Origin of the sequence: Flavobacterium procerum (assembly GCF_042431625.1) — a bacterium.
Taxonomy (GTDB): Bacteria; Bacteroidota; Bacteroidia; order Flavobacteriales; family Flavobacteriaceae; genus Flavobacterium; species Flavobacterium procerum.
Genome location: NZ_JBHLYW010000005.1, coordinates 105,994 through 124,301 on the forward strand (window position 1 = coordinate 105,994; position 18,308 = coordinate 124,301).

General features: G+C 33.6%; 22 protein-coding genes. 15 read left to right on the plus strand and 7 right to left on the minus strand.

The features are described from left to right. Positions 1-20 precede the first annotated feature (20 nt). Positions 21-545: a DUF6646 family protein gene (locus ACFFLS_RS04595; protein WP_379684023.1), complete on the plus strand. Its 525-nt coding sequence runs from the start codon at positions 21-23 to the stop codon at positions 543-545. 103 nt (positions 546-648) lie between these two features. On the opposite strand, the gene ACFFLS_RS04600 is transcribed toward ACFFLS_RS04595, so the two are convergent. The 7 genes from ACFFLS_RS04600 to ACFFLS_RS04630 form a co-directional block, all read right to left on the minus strand. Next, positions 649-1,095: a hypothetical protein gene (locus tag ACFFLS_RS04600; RefSeq protein WP_379684025.1), complete on the minus strand. Its 447-nt coding sequence runs from the start codon at positions 1,093-1,095 to the stop codon at positions 649-651. A gap of 167 nt (positions 1,096-1,262) precedes the next feature. Then, a complete protein-coding gene (locus ACFFLS_RS04605; RefSeq protein ID WP_379684027.1) occupies positions 1,263-1,916 on the minus strand; it encodes a CoA transferase subunit B in 654 nt (217 codons plus the stop codon). A gap of 87 nt (positions 1,917-2,003) precedes the next feature. Next, positions 2,004-2,900, minus strand: a complete 897-nt coding sequence (gene bla / locus ACFFLS_RS04610; protein WP_379684028.1) for a class A beta-lactamase, subclass A2 — start codon at positions 2,898-2,900, stop codon at positions 2,004-2,006. Positions 2,901-2,979: 79 nt separating this feature from the next. Further along, complete coding sequence (locus tag ACFFLS_RS04615; protein ID WP_379684029.1) at positions 2,980-3,681, minus strand: CoA transferase subunit A; 702 nt, start codon at positions 3,679-3,681, stop codon at positions 2,980-2,982. A gap of 166 nt (positions 3,682-3,847) precedes the next feature. Continuing rightward, positions 3,848-6,154 carry a penicillin-binding protein 1A gene (locus ACFFLS_RS04620; protein WP_379684030.1) on the minus strand — a complete coding sequence of 769 codons (2,307 nt, stop codon included), beginning with the start codon at positions 6,152-6,154 and terminating at the stop codon, positions 3,848-3,850. A 9-nt stretch (positions 6,155-6,163) separates the two neighbouring features. Further along, positions 6,164-6,643: a gliding motility lipoprotein GldH gene (locus tag ACFFLS_RS04625; protein ID WP_379684031.1), complete on the minus strand. Its 480-nt coding sequence runs from the start codon at positions 6,641-6,643 to the stop codon at positions 6,164-6,166. Then, positions 6,627-7,973, minus strand: coding sequence for a PSP1 domain-containing protein (locus tag ACFFLS_RS04630; protein WP_379684032.1), 1,347 nt, complete (start codon positions 7,971-7,973; stop codon positions 6,627-6,629). Before ACFFLS_RS04630 ends, ACFFLS_RS04625 begins: the two co-directional genes overlap by 17 nt. 376 nt (positions 7,974-8,349) lie before the next feature. On the opposite strand from ACFFLS_RS04630, the gene ACFFLS_RS04635 reads away from it, so the two are divergent. The 14 genes from ACFFLS_RS04635 (at position 8,350) to ACFFLS_RS04700 (ending at position 17,810) form a co-directional block, all read left to right on the plus strand. Continuing rightward, positions 8,350-9,600 (plus strand): hypothetical protein, encoded by a 1,251-nt coding sequence (locus tag ACFFLS_RS04635; RefSeq protein ID WP_379684033.1) that lies wholly within the window; start codon positions 8,350-8,352, stop codon positions 9,598-9,600. Positions 9,601-9,611: 11 nt separating this feature from the next. Beyond that, on the plus strand, positions 9,612-10,124 hold the full coding sequence (locus ACFFLS_RS04640; protein ID WP_379684034.1) for a hypothetical protein: 513 nt from the start codon (positions 9,612-9,614) through the stop codon (positions 10,122-10,124). A 26-nt stretch (positions 10,125-10,150) separates the two neighbouring features. Beyond that, positions 10,151-11,095 (plus strand): DUF6175 family protein, encoded by a 945-nt coding sequence (locus ACFFLS_RS04645; RefSeq protein ID WP_379684035.1) that lies wholly within the window; start codon positions 10,151-10,153, stop codon positions 11,093-11,095. An 18-nt stretch (positions 11,096-11,113) separates the two neighbouring features. Next, positions 11,114-12,070 (plus strand): hypothetical protein, encoded by a 957-nt coding sequence (locus tag ACFFLS_RS04650; protein ID WP_379684036.1) that lies wholly within the window; start codon positions 11,114-11,116, stop codon positions 12,068-12,070. A 296-nt stretch (positions 12,071-12,366) separates the two neighbouring features. After that, positions 12,367-12,591, plus strand: coding sequence for a calponin homology domain-containing protein (locus tag ACFFLS_RS04655; RefSeq protein ID WP_379684037.1), 225 nt, complete (start codon positions 12,367-12,369; stop codon positions 12,589-12,591). Positions 12,592-12,786: 195 nt separating this feature from the next. Beyond that, the gene (locus ACFFLS_RS04660) at positions 12,787-13,494 is read left to right on the plus strand and encodes a leucine-rich repeat domain-containing protein (protein WP_379684038.1); all 708 of its coding nucleotides are present in this window, start codon (positions 12,787-12,789) and stop codon (positions 13,492-13,494) included. Positions 13,495-13,629: 135 nt separating this feature from the next. Then, a complete protein-coding gene (locus tag ACFFLS_RS04665) occupies positions 13,630-14,040 on the plus strand; it encodes a DUF695 domain-containing protein (RefSeq protein WP_379684039.1) in 411 nt (136 codons plus the stop codon). Positions 14,041-14,194: 154 nt separating this feature from the next. Further along, positions 14,195-14,722 carry a hypothetical protein gene (locus ACFFLS_RS04670; RefSeq protein ID WP_379684040.1) on the plus strand — a complete coding sequence of 176 codons (528 nt, stop codon included), beginning with the start codon at positions 14,195-14,197 and terminating at the stop codon, positions 14,720-14,722. Positions 14,723-14,876: 154 nt separating this feature from the next. Beyond that, positions 14,877-15,026: a hypothetical protein gene (locus ACFFLS_RS04675; protein ID WP_379684041.1), complete on the plus strand. Its 150-nt coding sequence runs from the start codon at positions 14,877-14,879 to the stop codon at positions 15,024-15,026. A 33-nt stretch (positions 15,027-15,059) separates the two neighbouring features. Next, positions 15,060-15,773, plus strand: coding sequence for a hypothetical protein (locus tag ACFFLS_RS04680; RefSeq protein WP_379684042.1), 714 nt, complete (start codon positions 15,060-15,062; stop codon positions 15,771-15,773). Positions 15,774-15,808: 35 nt separating this feature from the next. Continuing rightward, positions 15,809-16,312 carry a DUF2004 domain-containing protein gene (locus ACFFLS_RS04685; RefSeq protein WP_379684043.1) on the plus strand — a complete coding sequence of 168 codons (504 nt, stop codon included), beginning with the start codon at positions 15,809-15,811 and terminating at the stop codon, positions 16,310-16,312. Positions 16,313-16,386: 74 nt separating this feature from the next. Next, positions 16,387-16,905: a DUF6678 family protein gene (locus ACFFLS_RS04690; RefSeq protein WP_379684044.1), complete on the plus strand. Its 519-nt coding sequence runs from the start codon at positions 16,387-16,389 to the stop codon at positions 16,903-16,905. 24 nt (positions 16,906-16,929) lie between these two features. After that, complete coding sequence (locus ACFFLS_RS04695) at positions 16,930-17,157, plus strand: hypothetical protein (RefSeq protein WP_379684045.1); 228 nt, start codon at positions 16,930-16,932, stop codon at positions 17,155-17,157. A gap of 197 nt (positions 17,158-17,354) precedes the next feature. After that, entirely contained in the window at positions 17,355-17,810 is a 456-nt protein-coding gene (locus ACFFLS_RS04700; protein WP_379684046.1) for a hypothetical protein, read from the plus strand. The last annotated feature ends 498 nt before the right edge of the window (positions 17,811-18,308 follow it).

Below are 18,308 nucleotides of genomic sequence, written 5' to 3' on the forward strand. Positions count from 1 at the left end.
AATAATTAATATTTAAATTTATGAAAAAGGTTTTTACACTTTTGTTTTTAGTATCATTCGGATTTATTAATGCTCAAAAAGCTTTCAATGGCAAAGGAGACGTAAAAGTAAATGTTGGTGCTAATCTACAAGATGGTGGCTCTGGAATTCAGGGATCAGTTGATTTTGGTTTAGGAGAAAATTTCTCTGTTGGTTTTGTAACAACTTATTTATTAGGCGTAGATAACTACACTGGTCTATATGGCACAAGCCTAACTCCATACAATGACAAACCAGACTTTATAGACCGTTTTGATGCAAAAGCGAGAATCAATGCTAACTTATCAAGCGTAATCGGTGTTGAACAATTAGACGTTTATCCTGGATTAAGCTTAGGCTTGCATAATTTTGGAGGCCATGTTGGCGGACGTTATTTCTTTACTGACGGATTTGGTGTTTTCACAGAAGTTGGCTTTCCAATTGCAAAATATGGCTCAAACAATGACCCATTTTATCATTTAAACAATCAAGTTACTTTTAGCTTAGGAGCTTCATTTAATTTATAGTTCTAAAGAAGTTGCTAAGATTCTGAGCTATTAAGACGCTTAGATTCTAATTTTCTTAGAACATCAAAATAAAAAACCGCCTAATTGGGCGGTTTTTTTATGTTTAATAATATCTTCTGACAGGCTTTCTTTTTTTAAATATGGCAAGCAAATCACTTGATGACATTCCTTCCTCTTCTATAAAATCGATTTCTTTTGAGAGCTCTGAAACATCTCTCTTTCTGTAAGGAAACAATAGAGAAAAACACCAAAAGCTTCCGTTATTACCTCCACTCAAAAATGGAGCTAGCATAAGATAAAACGTCAAAAGTCTAAAAAAAACAAAGAACTTACGAAAGCCCTTGCTCAAACCGTTTTCATCATTTTCCCTTATTGCTTTAATAGTAAAATAAAACAGCTGCATTATAAAAACTGGCGCAAGAATGTCTGGCAAATACCTTAAGCTGTAAAAATCAATTAAACAAATTAAAGCAATTATAAAAATTGTAGTAACTATGTTTGTTATTAAGAAATAACTTGCCCATTTAATATCGATTTCAAACTTTTCCAAATGTGTATATTTTAGTCAAGGCAAATGTAAATAAAAGACTATTTAAACTGTTCAAGATTTATCAAAATAAAAGAGAACCTTCATAAAGAAAGTTCTCTTTATCTAAATCACTCTTAAGCATTTCAACTTTGAACCTCTGTACCTTTGTGTCTTTGAACCTAAAAAGACTAAATCACCATTTCAGGAATTTCGCCTTCAATTATCAAATCTGCTTCAGTTGATGCGACAATGTGCTCGACTGAGACGCCTGGCGCTCGTTCTAAGAGCTTAAAACCTTTTTCTGTCACTTCTAGAACCGCAAGCTCCGTTACTACCTTTTTAACGCATCCTACGCCCGTAAGCGGCAAAGTACATTTTTTTAAGATTTTTGATTCGCCCGCCTTATTCACATGCATCATGGCTACGATGATATTTTCGGCAGAAGCGACTAAGTCCATTGCTCCTCCCATTCCTTTTACCATTTTACCCGGAATTTTCCAGTTGGCAATATCTCCATTTTCAGAAACTTCCATTGCGCCTAGAATAGTCAAATCTACTTTTTGGCTTCGAATCATTCCAAAGCTAAAAGCAGAATCAAAGAAACTCGCTCCTGGAAGTGTTGTAATGGTTTGTTTCCCTGCATTAATAATATCTGCATCTTCTTCGCCTTCAAACGGAAAAGGTCCCATTCCGAGAACTCCGTTTTCACTTTGAAATTCAACTGCTATATCTTCTCTAACATAATTTGCAACCAAGGTCGGAATTCCAATACCCAAGTTTACGAAATAACGGTCTTTTACTTCCTTTGCAATTCTTTTTGCTATATCTTCTTTTGTTAACATATTTTCTAATTTGTCAATTTGGAAATTAGATCATTAGATAATGCCTCATTTTGCACAATCTATCAGTTATCTAATTATCACATTATCTTAATTATCTAATTCTCTTTTGGTAAAATAATTCCAAGTTGCCTTGGCTATATCTGCAATTATTTTTTCAGTATTTTCTTTGGTTTCAGTAATCTCTTTTAAATAAACAGAAAGAATAAAGTGTTTTCCATTTGGAAACTTTACAATTCCAATGTCGTTCATTGCAACTCTCAGATTATTATCATTTGTTCCTGAAATTCCAGTTCTATGTGCTAATTCGGTATTTTCGGGAAGTCCGGCTTTCATCCAAGTAAGTCCTCTTGACGTTTCAACCATTATTTGATACAAATACTTTGTTGTTTCTTCTTTTAAAACTTCTCCTTTAAAAAACTTCTCAAGCAATTCTGTTGTTGCTAGCGGAGTTGTGGTATTGACATAAAGATTTTTCCACGTCCTCATTTGGTCTTCGTTCATTTTAATAACGAAATCCTTGATACTTTGATCATTTATAAACTTTTGAATGTACTTTGTACCTCCAACTAAATTGATCAAAATGTCGCATCCATTATTGTCGCTATGAGAAACTGTGTAGCGAAGTATTTTATCTAAAGTCAAATTTACATTTCCCTCTGGATAATCTACTTTCATCGGACTCCACGTATCTTCCTTTAAATCTTTCTTTTTTATAAAGATTTCTTGAGTAAGATTAAGTTTTCCTTCATCCACTTTATGCAAAACTGCCAGAGCAATATGAAATTTAAACACGCTCATCATCGGCATTTTTAAATGCCCATTAATGCTTAAAGTGTCCTTATCTTCAATACTTTTAATAGAAATTCCAATTGTTGCATTCTTAGTTCCAATAATTTGATTTAGTTCTTTTCTAAGATCAGATGTTGTCTGAGAAAAAGCCTGAAAAGTCAAAAACGAAATAAGAAGTATAGAAAGTTTGCTCATATTTTTAATGTATCAATTAGTCAATTTGATAATAAGATAATTCTTTTAGATTGCATAAAGCATTTTCTAATTGACTAATTTAAGCCCTCTGTCTTACAGTACGTTGTTCAATTCGTTTCTCAAATTTCTCTCCCTGAAAAATTCGTTGTACCATAATTCCTGGAATATGAATCTGGTTTGGATCTAATGAACCAACCGGAACCAATTCTTCTACTTCGGCAATCGTAATTTTTGCAGCACCCGCCATTGGAGCGTTAAAGTTTCTCGCCGTTCCTTTAAAAATAAGATTTCCTGCTTCATCTCCTTTCCATGCTTTCACAATAGCAAAATCGGCTTTGAAAGCTTCTTCCATGATGTGCATTTTTCCGTTAAATTCGCGAACTTCCTTTCCTGCTGCAACCTCAGTTCCATAACCGGCCGGAGTAAAAAAAGCAGGAATACCGGCTTGAGCTGCACGGCAACGTTCTGCCAAAGTTCCCTGAGGAGTCAATTCGACCTCTAATTCTCCTGAAAGCATCTGGCGTTCGAACTCAGCATTTTCTCCCACATAAGAAGAAATCATCTTTTTAATCTGTTTCTTCTGCAAAAGAAGTCCCAACCCAAAATCGTCTACACCTGCGTTGTTTGAAATACAAGTCAAATCTGAAATCGTGGTGTTTACTAAAGCTGCGATTGTATTTTCAGGAATTCCGCAAAGACCGAAACCTCCAAACATAATGGTCATGCCACTTTCAATTCCGTTAATAGCATCCTGAACATTATTTACTTTTTTTGTTATCATAACAAACTGTCTTTATTACTGTATATTTTTTATAAAAATAAGATTTTCAGATTTAATTATAACGATTTCGCAAAAATAAAACCCAAATAAAAATCCCTTTACTGATTCTTCTTAAAAGAGCAGTAAAGGGATGATATATAGCTAGATGCTTTTTATTGCAACATTGTTACAACTGGAATTCATCTGTATTTTGTTCTGTATCTGTAGTATCTTTTACAATTACTGGTCTTTGATAACAGTCTACTTTGATAGAAAGATTTTTCGGACGCTCAAATTCTCCTTTAGAAATCTGAAGATCTTTATCGGCGTAGCACTTTTTCATGAAATAACCCCAAACAGGTAAAGCCGCAGTTGCTCCTTGTCCGTAAGTCAAACTTTTAAAACGAGCCGAACGGTCTTCACATCCAACCCAAACTCCAGTTACTAAGTTCGGAACCATTCCCATAAACCAACCATCAGATTGATTTTGTGTCGTTCCTGTTTTACCTGCAATAGGATTTGTAAACATGTATGGATAACCTGTCCAACGGTTGTCTCCGCTTCCGCCTCCTTGCGTACGTAAACGCACACCAGAACCACTTTCTGTTACCCCTTGAAGTAATTTGATTACAGCAAAAGCAATATCTTTATTTAAAACGTCATGAGACTCAGGAATTGGTTCGTAGATAACCTCTCCACTTTTATTTTCGATTCTGCTTAAAAACTGAGGTTTTACATAAACTCCTTGGTTCGCAAAAGTACTGTATGCCGCAACCATATCTTCTACTGTAATATCAACAGCTCCTAATGCAATTGAAGGCTGTACGGGAATTTCCGTCTTTACTCCTAACTTCTTAGTCAGTTCAACCACTGCTTCTGGACTTGTTCTATCAATTAATTTGGCAGATACTGTATTAATCGAAGCTGCTAAAGCTTGTTTTAAAGTAACCATTCCGCGGTATCTGTAATCCGAGTTTCTTGGCTCCCAGTCAGCTGTAACGTGATGGCGTCCTTTATGAATCATAAAAGGACCATCTAGGATAGAATCACAAGGAGACATGTTTAACTGCTCGATAGCTGTTGCGTAAACAAAAGGTTTAAAAGTAGAACCTACTTGTCTTGCACCCTGACCTACGTGATCATACTGAAAGTATTTGTAGTTGATACCACCAACCCAAGCTTTAATTGCTCCAGTCTGAGGCTCCATCGACATTAAACCAGATTGAAGGAAATGTTTGTAATAACGAATAGAATCCGTTGGTGTCATGATTGTATCACGTTCTCCTTTCCAGGTAAATACAGTCATTTTTGCTTTTACGTCAAACGATTTAATGATTTCTTCTTCGCTTTTGCCCATATCTTTTAAAGTAGCCCAACGAACGGAGTTCTTCATCGCCTGCATCATGATACGATCTGTTTCGGCTTTTGTAATATTAACAAAAGGTGCATTTTTATTGTTTTTCATATCAATAAAAAATTGCTGTTGCAGATTTTTCATATGTGCCGAAACCGCTTCTTCTGCATATCGCTGCATTCTCGAATCGATTGTAGTATAAATTTTCAGACCATCTTTATAAACATCATAATCTGATCCGTCTGGCTTTTTATTTTCAGCTGTCCATTTCTTCATGTAGTCACGAAGGTATTCTCTAAAATAAGTTGCCATTCCTTCACGATGGCTTTCCAGTTTGAATTTTAAAGAAATCGGAAGCGCCTGAAGTCTTACTTTTTCAGATTCAGAAATCATCTTTGCTTTTGCCATCTGAGATAAAACCACATTTCGACGGTTTTTAACACCTTGTGGATTTCTAACCGGATTATATAAACCTGAATTCTTGAACATACCCACCAAAATAGCCGATTCGTCTAATGTCAGGTTTTTTGGGTCTTTTGAAAAATAGGTCTGTGCTGCAGAACTTACTCCAACAGAATAATTTCCGAAGTCGTAAACGTTGCAATACATTGCCAAAATCTCATTTTTTGTATATTGTCTTTCCAGACGAATGGCGATAATCCATTCTTTGATTTTTTGTACAATCCTGAAAGGCAGAAATTTAGAACCCTCGCCATGAAACAACTGTTTCGCAAGCTGTTGCGTTAGCGTACTAGCTCCTCCGTTTGTTCCAAAAGAAGATACAGCTCTTAAAGTTCCTCTTCCGTCAATTCCAGAATGCTCATAAAAACGTGCGTCTTCTGTTGCTACTAAAGCTTCTACAAGACTTTTTGGCAAATCTGAATATTTAAGCTGTGATCTGTTGGTTTTGAAATATTTACCCAGCACTACTCCATCCGAAGAAATAATTTCTGTAGCCAGATTAGAATCCGGATTTTCTAAATCTTCAAAAGAAGGCATTGAGCCAAATAACCCCCATGAAGCAAAGAGAAAAAATGCCAGCATTCCCAATAGTGAATAGGCAAAAAGTCTCCAAAATTTCTTTTGGTAGTATTTAATGTCTTTTACGGTGTTTGATTGATTGTTTTTTTTAGTAGCCATAATTATTCTCTAATCTTTTTGTTCTATTCTAAAACCAACGTCTGTAATTCCTTCAAGTTCGTTAACGCCCGGAACTTTACCAGACTCTCTCAATGCTTGTTTAATATTTACTTTGTATTTGCCTCTAAACTTTACATTGTCTTTGTAAAAAAGCTTGCTTTCTTTTATATCGCTGAAACCGTTTCCGAGCAATGTTCCGTCTGGCGCTGCCATATCGTATTCTAAAGTATCGACTCTGGTGAAACCGTTTGGCATTTCGAGAGCAACAATTAAAAATATGTTATTGAACGGATAATTATTGTTATCTCTTAGATTTACAAACAAATTGTATCTTTTGGTTGAATCTAAAACCGGCAGGTCAAACGTTACAATACTGTCTTTATGCCAAGCACTTCCTACAGATTTGTATTCATCAAACACTCTTTTTTTATCGCAGGAAAAAAGAAGAATGGCTGCCAAAAGAAGAATACCACTATTTCTTATTCTCATTTTTTGTATTCGTTATAGGTTTTTTCGGCTCGTTTGATTTGGAATCATTCGGTTTGTTTGATTTGTTCGAATGATTTTTGTTATGATTATTCTTGTTTTTATTTGAATTTCTTCCGCCCTGTTTCCCACCGTTATTGTTTCCACCTTGGTTCTGATTCTGTTCTGTTTTTGCAGGAGCAGCTACAACAGCACTTTCGGCACTTTGTTTACGCTTACGGTTTGGTTTTTTCTTTCTTTTCGGCTGATCAAAACGGGTTAAACTTTCCTGACCCATCGCGTTATTGAAATCTTTTTCAGGTTCTGAAGTTACTTCAATTGCAAAATCCTCCAAAGAAGAAACTTTGTTTTTCTGTTTATTTTCGGCAATAATTTCTTTTACCTGATCAATTTTCAAAACGTGCCAATTGGCGAAATTGTTAGTGTAAGCATACCACATCAACCCTTTAAAAATATCTTGTTTCTGGCATACAGCATCTCCTTTTTCGGTAATCAGCTTGGTATCGTAATCCGGAAAATCTTTTAAAGCGTCCATGTAAGTATCTAACTCATAGTTTAGACAGCATTTTAATTTACCGCATTGTCCTGCTAACTTCTGAGGATTTAAAGACAATTGCTGGTAACGTGCCGCTGAAGTATTTACGCTTCTAAAATCGGTCAGCCAAGTAGAACAGCAGAGTTCGCGCCCGCAGGAGCCTACTCCTCCCAAACGCGCAGCCTCCTGGCGGAAACCAACTTGTTTCATTTCTACTCTAGTGCTAAATTCCTTCGCAAAGTCTTTAATCAGCATTCTAAAGTCAACACGGTCATTTGCAGTATAATAAAACGTTGCTTTTGATCCATCTCCTTGAAATTCGATATCCGAAATTTTCATTTCGAGTTTATGATGAATTGCCAGCTCACGTGCACGAACCTTCATTGGTTCTTCACGATCGCGCGCTACAGACCAAATATCGATATCTTTCTGAGAAGCTTTTCTGTAAATTTTCGGAATGTCGTTACTTTCGTAATTCGCTCCTTTTTTCTTCATCTGAATTTTTACCAATTCGCCTGTAAGCGTTACAATTCCGATATCATGACCCGGCGAAGCAACAGTTGCTACGATATCGCCGATACTTAAAGTTAATTTTTCTGAATTTCTGAAGAATTCTTTGCGTCCGTTTTTAAAACGAACCTCAACACAATCAAAAATCGCCTCTCCATTAGACGGACTCATATTGGAAAGCCAGTCAAAAACTGTCAATTTATTGCAGCTGTCGGTGCCGCAAGTGCCATTATTTTTACAACCTTTTGGTGCACCACCATCTGAGGTTGAACAACTTGTACATGCCATAATTATATATGTAGTGCTGCCACAATGCAGCTTAAGTTCATAAACGTTTGATCGGTAAAGATAGTATTTTTTTTATTTGGCTTTTTATAGATTCCTTCTAAAGGGTTGTTAAATAAAAAAATGTCATTTATTGCTTCAAAATGAAATGATTAAAAGCAATTTGTTATATAATATGTAAGAATAAAAATGGTAAAAAATCCTTGTCTATTACTTACACCTGTAAGTGTCGTTGTTTAGAAATAAAGCTTATTCTTTCATTTTTAAAACTTATTGGGCATTTTTTCATTTTGAGCTATCTTTTACTTTTACGTCCTTTTCTTATTAAAATAAACTTAACAGAAAGCAGCACTTTCCATTGAACACAAAACTAAATTTTATGAAACTAAAAAAAGTAATACTAGCAATTATACTGATTGCAAGTTCGACCAGCTTCGCTCAATCTAACAAAGATGTAAATGATGTCAAATACCGCAGAAGTTCTCTGCATACTGTTTTAATAGAATCTGAAAATTTTCCAAAAAAAGACCAGGTCATTAAAGCTTACTATAATTCGCCTTTCCCAGATAAATATGATGACCATACAATTGGAGAAAAGTCCTTTGATCCTAAAAAATATGGTTTAACCGATGATACATCAGATGAGAAAATGATTCCGGTTATAAACAAATACTTTACAGACAACAAAATAGCCAACAAGTTAGTTGCCAAATGGTTTAACCGAAAAACTAACGGAACATTCGATATTAGTTTAGTAAGTGAGAGAGGATTAATAAATGCTTCTTTTACTGACATCAAAACTGCCGAAGCTTCTTCAGAAGGAAAAGCATTACTGCAATCAGCAGGATTAGAACTAATTGGAAACACATTTGTTGTGGTTTCAAAAATGAAATTCATCGAAAACGAACCTGTTGCAAGAGCAGCCAGAGAAGCAGCTTATGTAGCTGCAAATAAAATAAGTGTTTCTATGCTTAGAAACAAAGCAATAGATGTTGCTGACAAAGGGTATGAAAGAGCAAAAGAAGGTTATTCTGTATGGACTACATCATACCTATACAAATTAAAATGGGATGATGACACTAGCAACACTTTTTATCAGGATTATTGGATTGACAACTCTACAACTGGAAATGTAGCAGAGAAAAAAGCAAAGTTTGATAAATCAGATTTGTTTCAATTAGAACTTATTGGTTCAGAGAGTTCAACAAGTTTGGTAACTTTTTCGCTTAACGGAAAAAGAACAGAAAATGAAATCATCAATCTTGCTGTAACAAGAAATATTGATAATGTTTATGCGAAGCTTCAGAAGAAATATGATATGTTCAAAACCAAAGTGCCATTGTTTACAGGAAATCCTATAACTGCAAAAATTGGTATTAAAGAAGGTCTTGAAGCAGGAGATAAATTTGACGTTTTAGAAGCTAATATGGATCCTAAAACTGGAATTATCGAGTACAAAAAGAAAGGAACCATCAAAGTGGAGAAAAACAAAATCTGGGATAACCGCTATACAGGAGGAATGCCTCTTTTGGATGATGAAGGTAACGAAATCAAACAAACCATCGAGTCAACTACATTTGAAGGTGGCAGTAAATACTATCCAGGAATGTTGATTAGACAAGTTAACTAATTATCAAAAAAATGAAAAATCTAAAATATACTATCACATTGTTACTTTTTATAGCTGTTTCAACAATAAGTAATGCTCAGCAAAGAAAAGCAAACAAAGATACTGAAGCGTGGCGATATGAAATTGAAGCTGTTCAAACAGGAACTCAGGGAACTTATTTAATAAAAGTCTGGTCGTATTCTAAAAAACCAGAAGTGGCCACAGAACAATCTAAAAAGAATGCTATTCACGGTGTTATCTTCAAAGGATTTGCAGGAAAATCTGGCGTTCCAGGTCAAAGTCCGTTAACGAACAACTCTAACTTAGAAGAAGAAAAAGCAGACTTTTTTAAAAGCTTTTTTAGTGATGGAGGAAAATACATGAAGTACGTTTCTTTATCAAATGATGGAGCAGTTGCTGCTGAAGACCGTATGAAAATTGGCAAAGAATATAAAATTGGAGTAATCGTTTCTGTAAATGTTGCCGAACTGAGAAAAGAGTTGGAAAATGCAGGAATTATTAAATCACTTTCAAGCGGATTCTAAATTTTAAAAATAAAAAATAGCTAAAAATGAAAAAAGTAATTCTAATCGTAGCACTTTTTTTAAGTGTTTTAACTACAAATGCTCAGGCAAAAAAACCAACTATTATGGTTGTTCCTAGTGATGTTTGGTGCAATCAGCGTGGTTATATGCTTGAATACAATAATCAGGGAACAATTGTAAAAGTTCCAGATTATAAAACAGCCCTTCAGGAAAATTCAAATCTTTTAATTGCTATCAGTAAGATTAACGAATTGATGGCTGCGAGAGGATTTCCTTTAAAAAATTTAGAATCGGCTTTAAAATCACTTGAGAGTGAAGCTGCAGAAGATGCGATGCTAACCAGTAAAACAAGCGGTGCATCGGTTGCTGAAAGCCCAATTGACAAGTTGAAAAAAACAGCTAAAGCTGATATCATCATGCAGTTGACTTGGAATGTAAATACAATGGGACCAAAACATTCCGTTACTTTCAACCTTCAAGGTTTAGATGCTTATACAGACAAACAAATTGCAGGAGCATCTGGAACCGGAAACGAATTGATTGGCTCCAATTTGCCTGTAATGTTAGAAACAGCTGTTTTATCACATATTGATAATTTCAACACACAATTAATGAGTCATTTTGATGACATGTTTGCTAATGGAAGAGAAATTACCTTAAGACTGAAAAAATTCGATTCATTTAAAGGTGATTTTGAAACTGATTATGGTGGAGACGAACTAGGAAATCAGATTGATAACTGGGTAAAAAACAACACAGTAAAAGGACGTTTTAGTGCTACAGACGCTACAGAAAACATGATGCTTTTTGAACAAGTACGAATTCCGCTTGCTGATGCAAATGGAAAAGCAATCGATGCAAAAGGATGGGCAAAAGGACTTCAAAAATATCTGAAAGATACTTATAAAATAGATTCAAAATTAATGACAAAAGGACTAGGTCAGGCTTCTATTGTGGTTGGAGAAAAATAATCTTAATACCTAAAAAAGATGAAAAAAATAATTTCAATACTATGTCTTCTTTTAATGTTTGGAGTAAAAGCCCAAACGAAGAATTCGTCTGATGCCAGTTCACAAATTGACATAACAGCATACGTTCCCGATCAAGTAGAAGGTCTGACTGATATTGCAAGAAATAATCTTGAGAATAAATTATCGCAGATTATTACATCAAGTGGTTTAGGAGTAAGTTCTGAAAATTCTAGATTTATTATTACTGCAAATGTTGTGGTTTTAACAAAAGACATTACGCCAACAGCGCCGCCAATGCAGGCGTATACTTTAGGAGTGAATCTTTATATTGGAGACGGAATGGAAGGTATTAAGTTTTCGAGTTGTTCTGTAACACTGAAAGGCGTTGGCGAAAATGAAACAAAAGCATATATGTCGGCTCTAAAAAACTTAAAAGTAGAGGATCCTAAATATCAGGATTTCATCGCTAAGGCAAAAGTGAAAATTGTAGATTATTATAATCGTAAATGCGACTTTATTATCAAAGATGCGAAGGCTCAAGCCAGCCAGGGCCAGTATGAAGCTGCTTTATATAAATTAGCCACAATTCCTGATGCCTGCAAGGCTTGCTACGACAAAAGTCTTCCGGTTACAAAAGTGATTTACAAACAATACATTGATAATGATTGTAAAGTAAAACTAAATCAGGCAAAAAACATTTGGAATACCAGTCAGGATGAATCAGGAGCTTATGCAGCAGGAGAATATCTGACAGAAATTAGTCCAAATGCAAGCTGTTACGGCGAGGCAAAAGCATTTACAGATAAAATGGGTGCCAAAATTATGTCAGATCATAATAAAGCCTGGAATTTTGACATGAAAGTATATCAGGATGAAGTTACAGCCGACAGAGCTGCTTTGAAAGCAGAAAGAGATATTGCGATGGCTTATGCCAAATCAACATCTGTTAGTTACATTGTTACCGGCTGGTGGTAAAATTTTTTAATTCACTATCAATAAAATGTATTAATCTTACAATCCCACAGGTTTTCTTGTGGGATTTGTGGTTTTTAGAATAAAAAAATATACGAAAGAAAATGAGGAAGGATAAAATGTATCGCTCCCACACAAATCCGCGATATCGGGTTTATTGGTGTCAAAAATTTTATCAAAAATGACCATTAATGAACATATTAATCTTTGATGGCATATATTGTATGAAGAAGATGCGTACCAGCAATCAGGATATCGATTGTTTAGAAAAATATTAGAAATACAAAAAAAAAGTAAAAATGAGTTTAGAAAAAATTGAAAATGTACTTTCTGAAAATCTTGGAGAAGGATATAGAATAGTTAGAGAAAACGGAGATTTATCACCAATGATTGAATGGGTTGATTGGATTCAACAGTCAGATGATGAGGAAGATATTATGGTTGAAGTTTCTTTTGAAGACGACACAAAAGAGACTTTTAAGAAAGGAATATTCTTAAAACAAATATGGCATGAAGATGTATAATTTTTTGATGGCAACTCATAGCGCGGATTAAAACTTATTTCGACACAATTATAGCTTTTAAAAGCTACAATTGTGTTTTTCTCTTTATGCTTTTGTCAGATTTTCTTTTTAGATAAAAAAAATTATCCTCCAGCCAGTACGAGCATCTTGATTGCAGTAAAAACATTAAAACACTATTAATTAGACAACTACAACATGGAAGACAAATCAAAATTAGAAATCGAAATAAACGGCGCAAAAGACATTGCTTTTTTAAAAAACAGTAACCTTGACGACATTGAAGATTTATCGTTATTGATTTATACACCAGTTTCACTTCGGTTTTTAAAAAATTTCAAGAACCTTAAAAGACTTTTAATTGCTGGAAGTATAAAAGATTATTCGCCCGTTTCAGGCTGTACAACTTTAGAAACGTTGCATATTTCAACCAGCGGTGCTATTGATAATTTAGATTTCATAAAACCTCTTTCTATCAAAACTTTGGAGTTAGAGTGTTTTAGAACAAAAGCAAAACCGTTTATTATTCCAAATTTAGAAACGATTGAATCGCTGAGTATTTCATCTGTTTCTGCAATTGCCGACTTGTCGTTCTTGTCAGAGTTTACAAATCTGGAAAAACTATTTCTTTTTGAACAGCAGTCAAAAGTGTTATTCGGCTTTACCAAACTAAAGAAATTAGAAGTCTTGCATCTTACCAATATGTTTCATCTGAAAAACTTTCAGGAATTAAAAACCATTCCGCAATTGGAAACCTTGAACATTCATCAGTTTTACATCAACCGAAAAATAAAAACAGATGCAAAAGCAGAATTAATGAAAATTATAGCTGATTTAACAAACATAAAAACCATCAGAATTACCATAAACGGCGATAGCAACCTCTATAATAATACTGTTGCTTAGCAATTTTATTTGTGTATCGTGAATAAACTTTCAGTTTTATAGAAAGCATTGAGAAGCTGTATTATGGGCTTAATAAGTTTAAATAGTAAAAGAAATTATAAACCATCCGAAAAAGGATATAAAAACAAAATTAAAATGAAAAACAATTGGGCAATACGATTAATAGAAGTTGAGGGTTTTACAGCAACAGCCACAGTCAATAAAGGTTATTTAGAGTTTCAGGACAAAGATAAATTTCCGTTTTTATTGAGCGTTGAATTATCATTGCTTGAAACCGAAAACGATTTGCCAACAGAAAAAGAAAATGCACGATTAATTGAAATTGAAGAAAATTTATTGAACATATTTAAATCAACACAACAAGTTCATTATGTAGGGCATATTACACGAAAAGGATTTAGGGATATTCTTTGTTATGTAGGAAGCGAAGACCTGGACGGAGAAGCAATTGGAGCTTATTGTGACAGTATTGAAGCAGAAAGAGAGATTGCGATTGATATTAATGAAGATTCAGAATGGGAAACGGCAGAAAATGTTTTAGGTTAAAATCCCCGCTCCACAAAACATTCATAATCGCTGTGCAAATGTTTCCAGACTTTGCAAAACATTAAACCGCTAAATACAATTTTAGTTTTATAGGCGATTTTGCAGAAATAAGTGAATCAAAAATCTTTAATATATAAAGATAAACTAAATAAAAATGGAATTACGAAAAGAAATAGAACCTCAATTTGATATTGCCGAAAAATTTTATCCCGAAGTTTTGAAACTCATTTTAGAATATACTGATTATTGTGACGAAAACGGCGATGAAGAATTTGTTGAATACAAAAAACTGGAAGAAAAACTGCACCTAATGACAGGAAAAGATATGTCGCAGTTTAATCTTTGGGAATGGTGGGAAGAAGATGGAGCCGAAAATCTCGCTTTTAATGTTTCTTTACCCGACCCTGAGAAAGTTGAAAATATAACCCAGGAAGAACTGTATGAAATCGTGAGACGTTTAACAACTTTTGAAGAACCTGATAAAAATTCTCCGGAATTTATTATAATGTTTGGTATGAATACCGTTTTTGGGAATGGTTATTTTTATAAATTTTTAAAATTAAATTTCAAAACATTCAACTATAAACTATTTCAAAGAAACAAAGATAAAAATGGTAACTATTTCGAATATTCGATTGATGAAACAGTAGAAATTCTTTGGAACAATGGCAACTTTTGTTAATTAAAATAACCAATAAAAAACGCTCCACAAAACATTCAAAATCACTGTGCCAATGTTTTCAGACTTCTTACAGCATCAAAAGGCTCAATACAATTTTAGTTTTATAGAATAATTTGCAGAGCGGAAAAATTGAAATATTTAAAAATAAAAAATTATGAATTTAGGCAAAGAATTATTTATCAAAGCTCTTGAGAATATAGACTTTGATTACAAAAGTTCAACATTTAAAGTAACAGACAAATCAATAGTGTTTTTTGAAGAAATAGGATTATCAACTGAACTTGTTGAATCCCGATACCGCTGATTAAACTGAACAATAATCCTAAAAAATTGAAAAATGAAAATTAAACTATACCCAGAATTCAATGACGTTTTTACAGATGAAACATTGAAAGGAATATTTTATCCTTTATGTAGTTTGACACTTGAAAAATATCCAAATAAAATATTTCATTTCATCTCGTCAAATGGACTTTGGATAGACGAAGACTACGAAACAAAAGAAAACAGATTCAATTATACTTTATTTGATATTGAAGAAAATAAATACAAATTCAATGGTAATATAAAACTTTACAAAGGTTCCGAAAAAGCGAAAAATATATTTGGAGAATTACAAATAGACTTCGAAAATAATGGAAAAGTTTACTTAGAAAATAAAACTAAAACAGAAGATTATATTGAAACCCAAAAACAAAATCTGAACATACAAACTGATGATGAATTTGATGCCGATTATTATATACAAACCTTTTACGAATTTTCTATTAACAAACTCAACTATGAATTAAATAATGGATTTGGTTTATTTAGGTCTAAAATGGAAAAATATTGGTCAAAACCAGACAAGCAAAGTCCGATTATATACGATGAAACAACAGACGAATTAAAAGGAACTTTGCATCATTATGACAAACCAAAAATTGAAGAAATTGAAAAGTTTGAAGTGATTGGCAAAATAATAGGTTTCGAGTTTTTTACAGATGGAAACGATACCGTTTTATTTTACAACAATACAGACAAGATACTGTGTGCAAATTTTTACTCTTAATGTATCAAAACCACAACCTTAAAAACACAAAACAAATGACAGATTATTTATTACCTTATTTTGGATTGATAAATCCAGATAATTTAGAAGAAGATTATCGAATTTCTATTGAATTAAAAGGTAAAGAAATTGGAATTGACATCAACTTTGGCAAGACAGCTATTGAGAGAAACGGAATGGATGTCATTAAAAATTTTCTGGAAAACATCGAAAATTATGATAAACAAAACATGGTGTTTATAAAACATGATTATGATGATGAAAATGGAGACACCGTAAAACAGTTTGTAACAGAACATGTTGAGGATTATGGAGATGAATTTCTGGAAGAACTCCATATAGACTTAGAGGGAGACAAAGAAAAACAGTTTATGGCTATGCTCCATTTGACAAGAGTAGGACTGTATCCAGATAAAAAGTATAATTCATCTTATTATGCTGTGTTTGATTATACCGTTAATAAAGATTTGACAGACCAAATAATTGCAGTAAAAACAGATGAAAACGGTAATCTGGATCATTTAGCATGGGAAAGCTAAATTGTTTTTTTTATTTTCAAAAATAGTGATAGGTAATTAAATAGGTTTGAGTCACCAAAGATTGCACGAGCAAGATGCTCGGGCCAGCAGGAGATACCACTACATTTATTGAAGCAATAAATTATTATCTGGAAATGGATGATTTTTTTGGATTAAAAAAGTATATAATCATGACTAACAATCGCATAGAAAAACAAATTCAAAAAGCACGAGAAACGAAAACCTCTTGCATGAGTAATACAAAATGGATTAAATTTTTTAATGCCATAGAAACAGAAAATGTACACGTCGGAAATGTAAGCCTGAAATGCCTGACCGACAATAAAGAATATCCTTTTACTTTACACCCCGGTATTCATGAGAACAGACAATATACCGCTGATAACGGCACACAAGGTCCCGTTAAACTATCAGAAATAGAATGGATTTTTGTTCCGGCTGTGTATGAAATAAAACGTTTCAACAGAACAGAAAAACTGGCTTCACCACAAATATTGAATGACACAGAAAAGATAAAAGAATTGCTTGATGCGCTGGGGAAATTTGAATATGAATTTGATCATACAGGTATAAAACTATATGGGTATAAATAACGACTGAAAAACAAAATGCAACCAATGAGACAACTAACCATTACCGCCATAACAGAAATAGCTATGCAATTTATAGATACAAATGGAAATGAATTTGAAATGGATATTGCGCAAATGGATATTCCCGACCACACCACTATGCAAGTGGGCGACAAATTGTTTCATATCGAACACCATTATTATGATGTATGTGATCCTGAAGGTAAAATGAGACAAGGTTTTGTACGTTTAAATCATTTAAGAAAGAAGTAATGAGTTTTTAGGACTTAGTAATCAGATAAAACGCATGAAAGATTGCACGAGCAAAATTCTCGCTCCAGCAGGAGACTTTTGTAAAAAATCAAAATCATTATAAAATAAAGAGAAATGGAAAATAGATTGCCGGTAACGCGGATTTGCAATTCCCAGCTGGCGATGGTTTACGAAACAAAAATATAGAGTAAAATATTATGAAAACAGTTTATCTAAAAAACGTTGAGAAAGAGTATCAAAAAGCTATTGAACAATTAGTAAGTAAAGGTGTTGCTTTAAGTCCTGATGATATTGTTGAATTATCTAAAATATTGTATTCTGACATAAAAGTAAGAGGTATTTCTGCAGAAGATAGCGATAACGACATGTTGCTCTTTCAATACGGAACATACAACTGGGGCGGAGAACTTGGCGAGCATTTCAGCTTTGATATTACACGACAGTTTTCAAAAAAGAATTTTGATATGTTCCAACTCTCATTAACATTAGTTTTTGAACCAACTCATTTCAAAGAATTGGATAGTTATAATTCATGGAGTTCTGATTTTAAAAACATAGAGGAATGGATTGAAAATATTAAGAATACTCACGGTTATCAGTTAGCTAAATCACAACCCATAAAAACATATCAATTAATATTTACTCAGGTTTAATACCAATTATTGCTACAATCCGATCGCGCAGAAATTCTTTCTGTGCTCGCACCAGCTGGGGGATTATCACAATCCTGAATTAGTTTGGGGACGTGTCGAAAAATATAATATTACAAACTATAGTGGAGTAGCAACTTTACTAGTGCAGCCACATCAAAATTTTGGAATTAACAAAAATGAGCCTTTAGCATTTGCTTTAAGGACATATAAGGAAAAATTAGCAATTATAGGGATAGTTGATAATGAGAAGTCAAAAAACGAAGCCGTGGTGGAAGATTTGGTAATTATAGTATTTAAAAAGTTACATCAAAAGAAATAAAACGTATAAATGATCAAAATTATAAAACCTTCGCTAGTTATTACATTCCCTCCAGTTGGCGCGAGCATCTTGTCTCGTCCTGAAAAAGTAGAATAGAATACTGGTTTTCAAATGACTGGACATTGACTGTATTTTTTCAAAAGGATAAAGTAATTGCTTCCGACAGACTTCCCTATCAT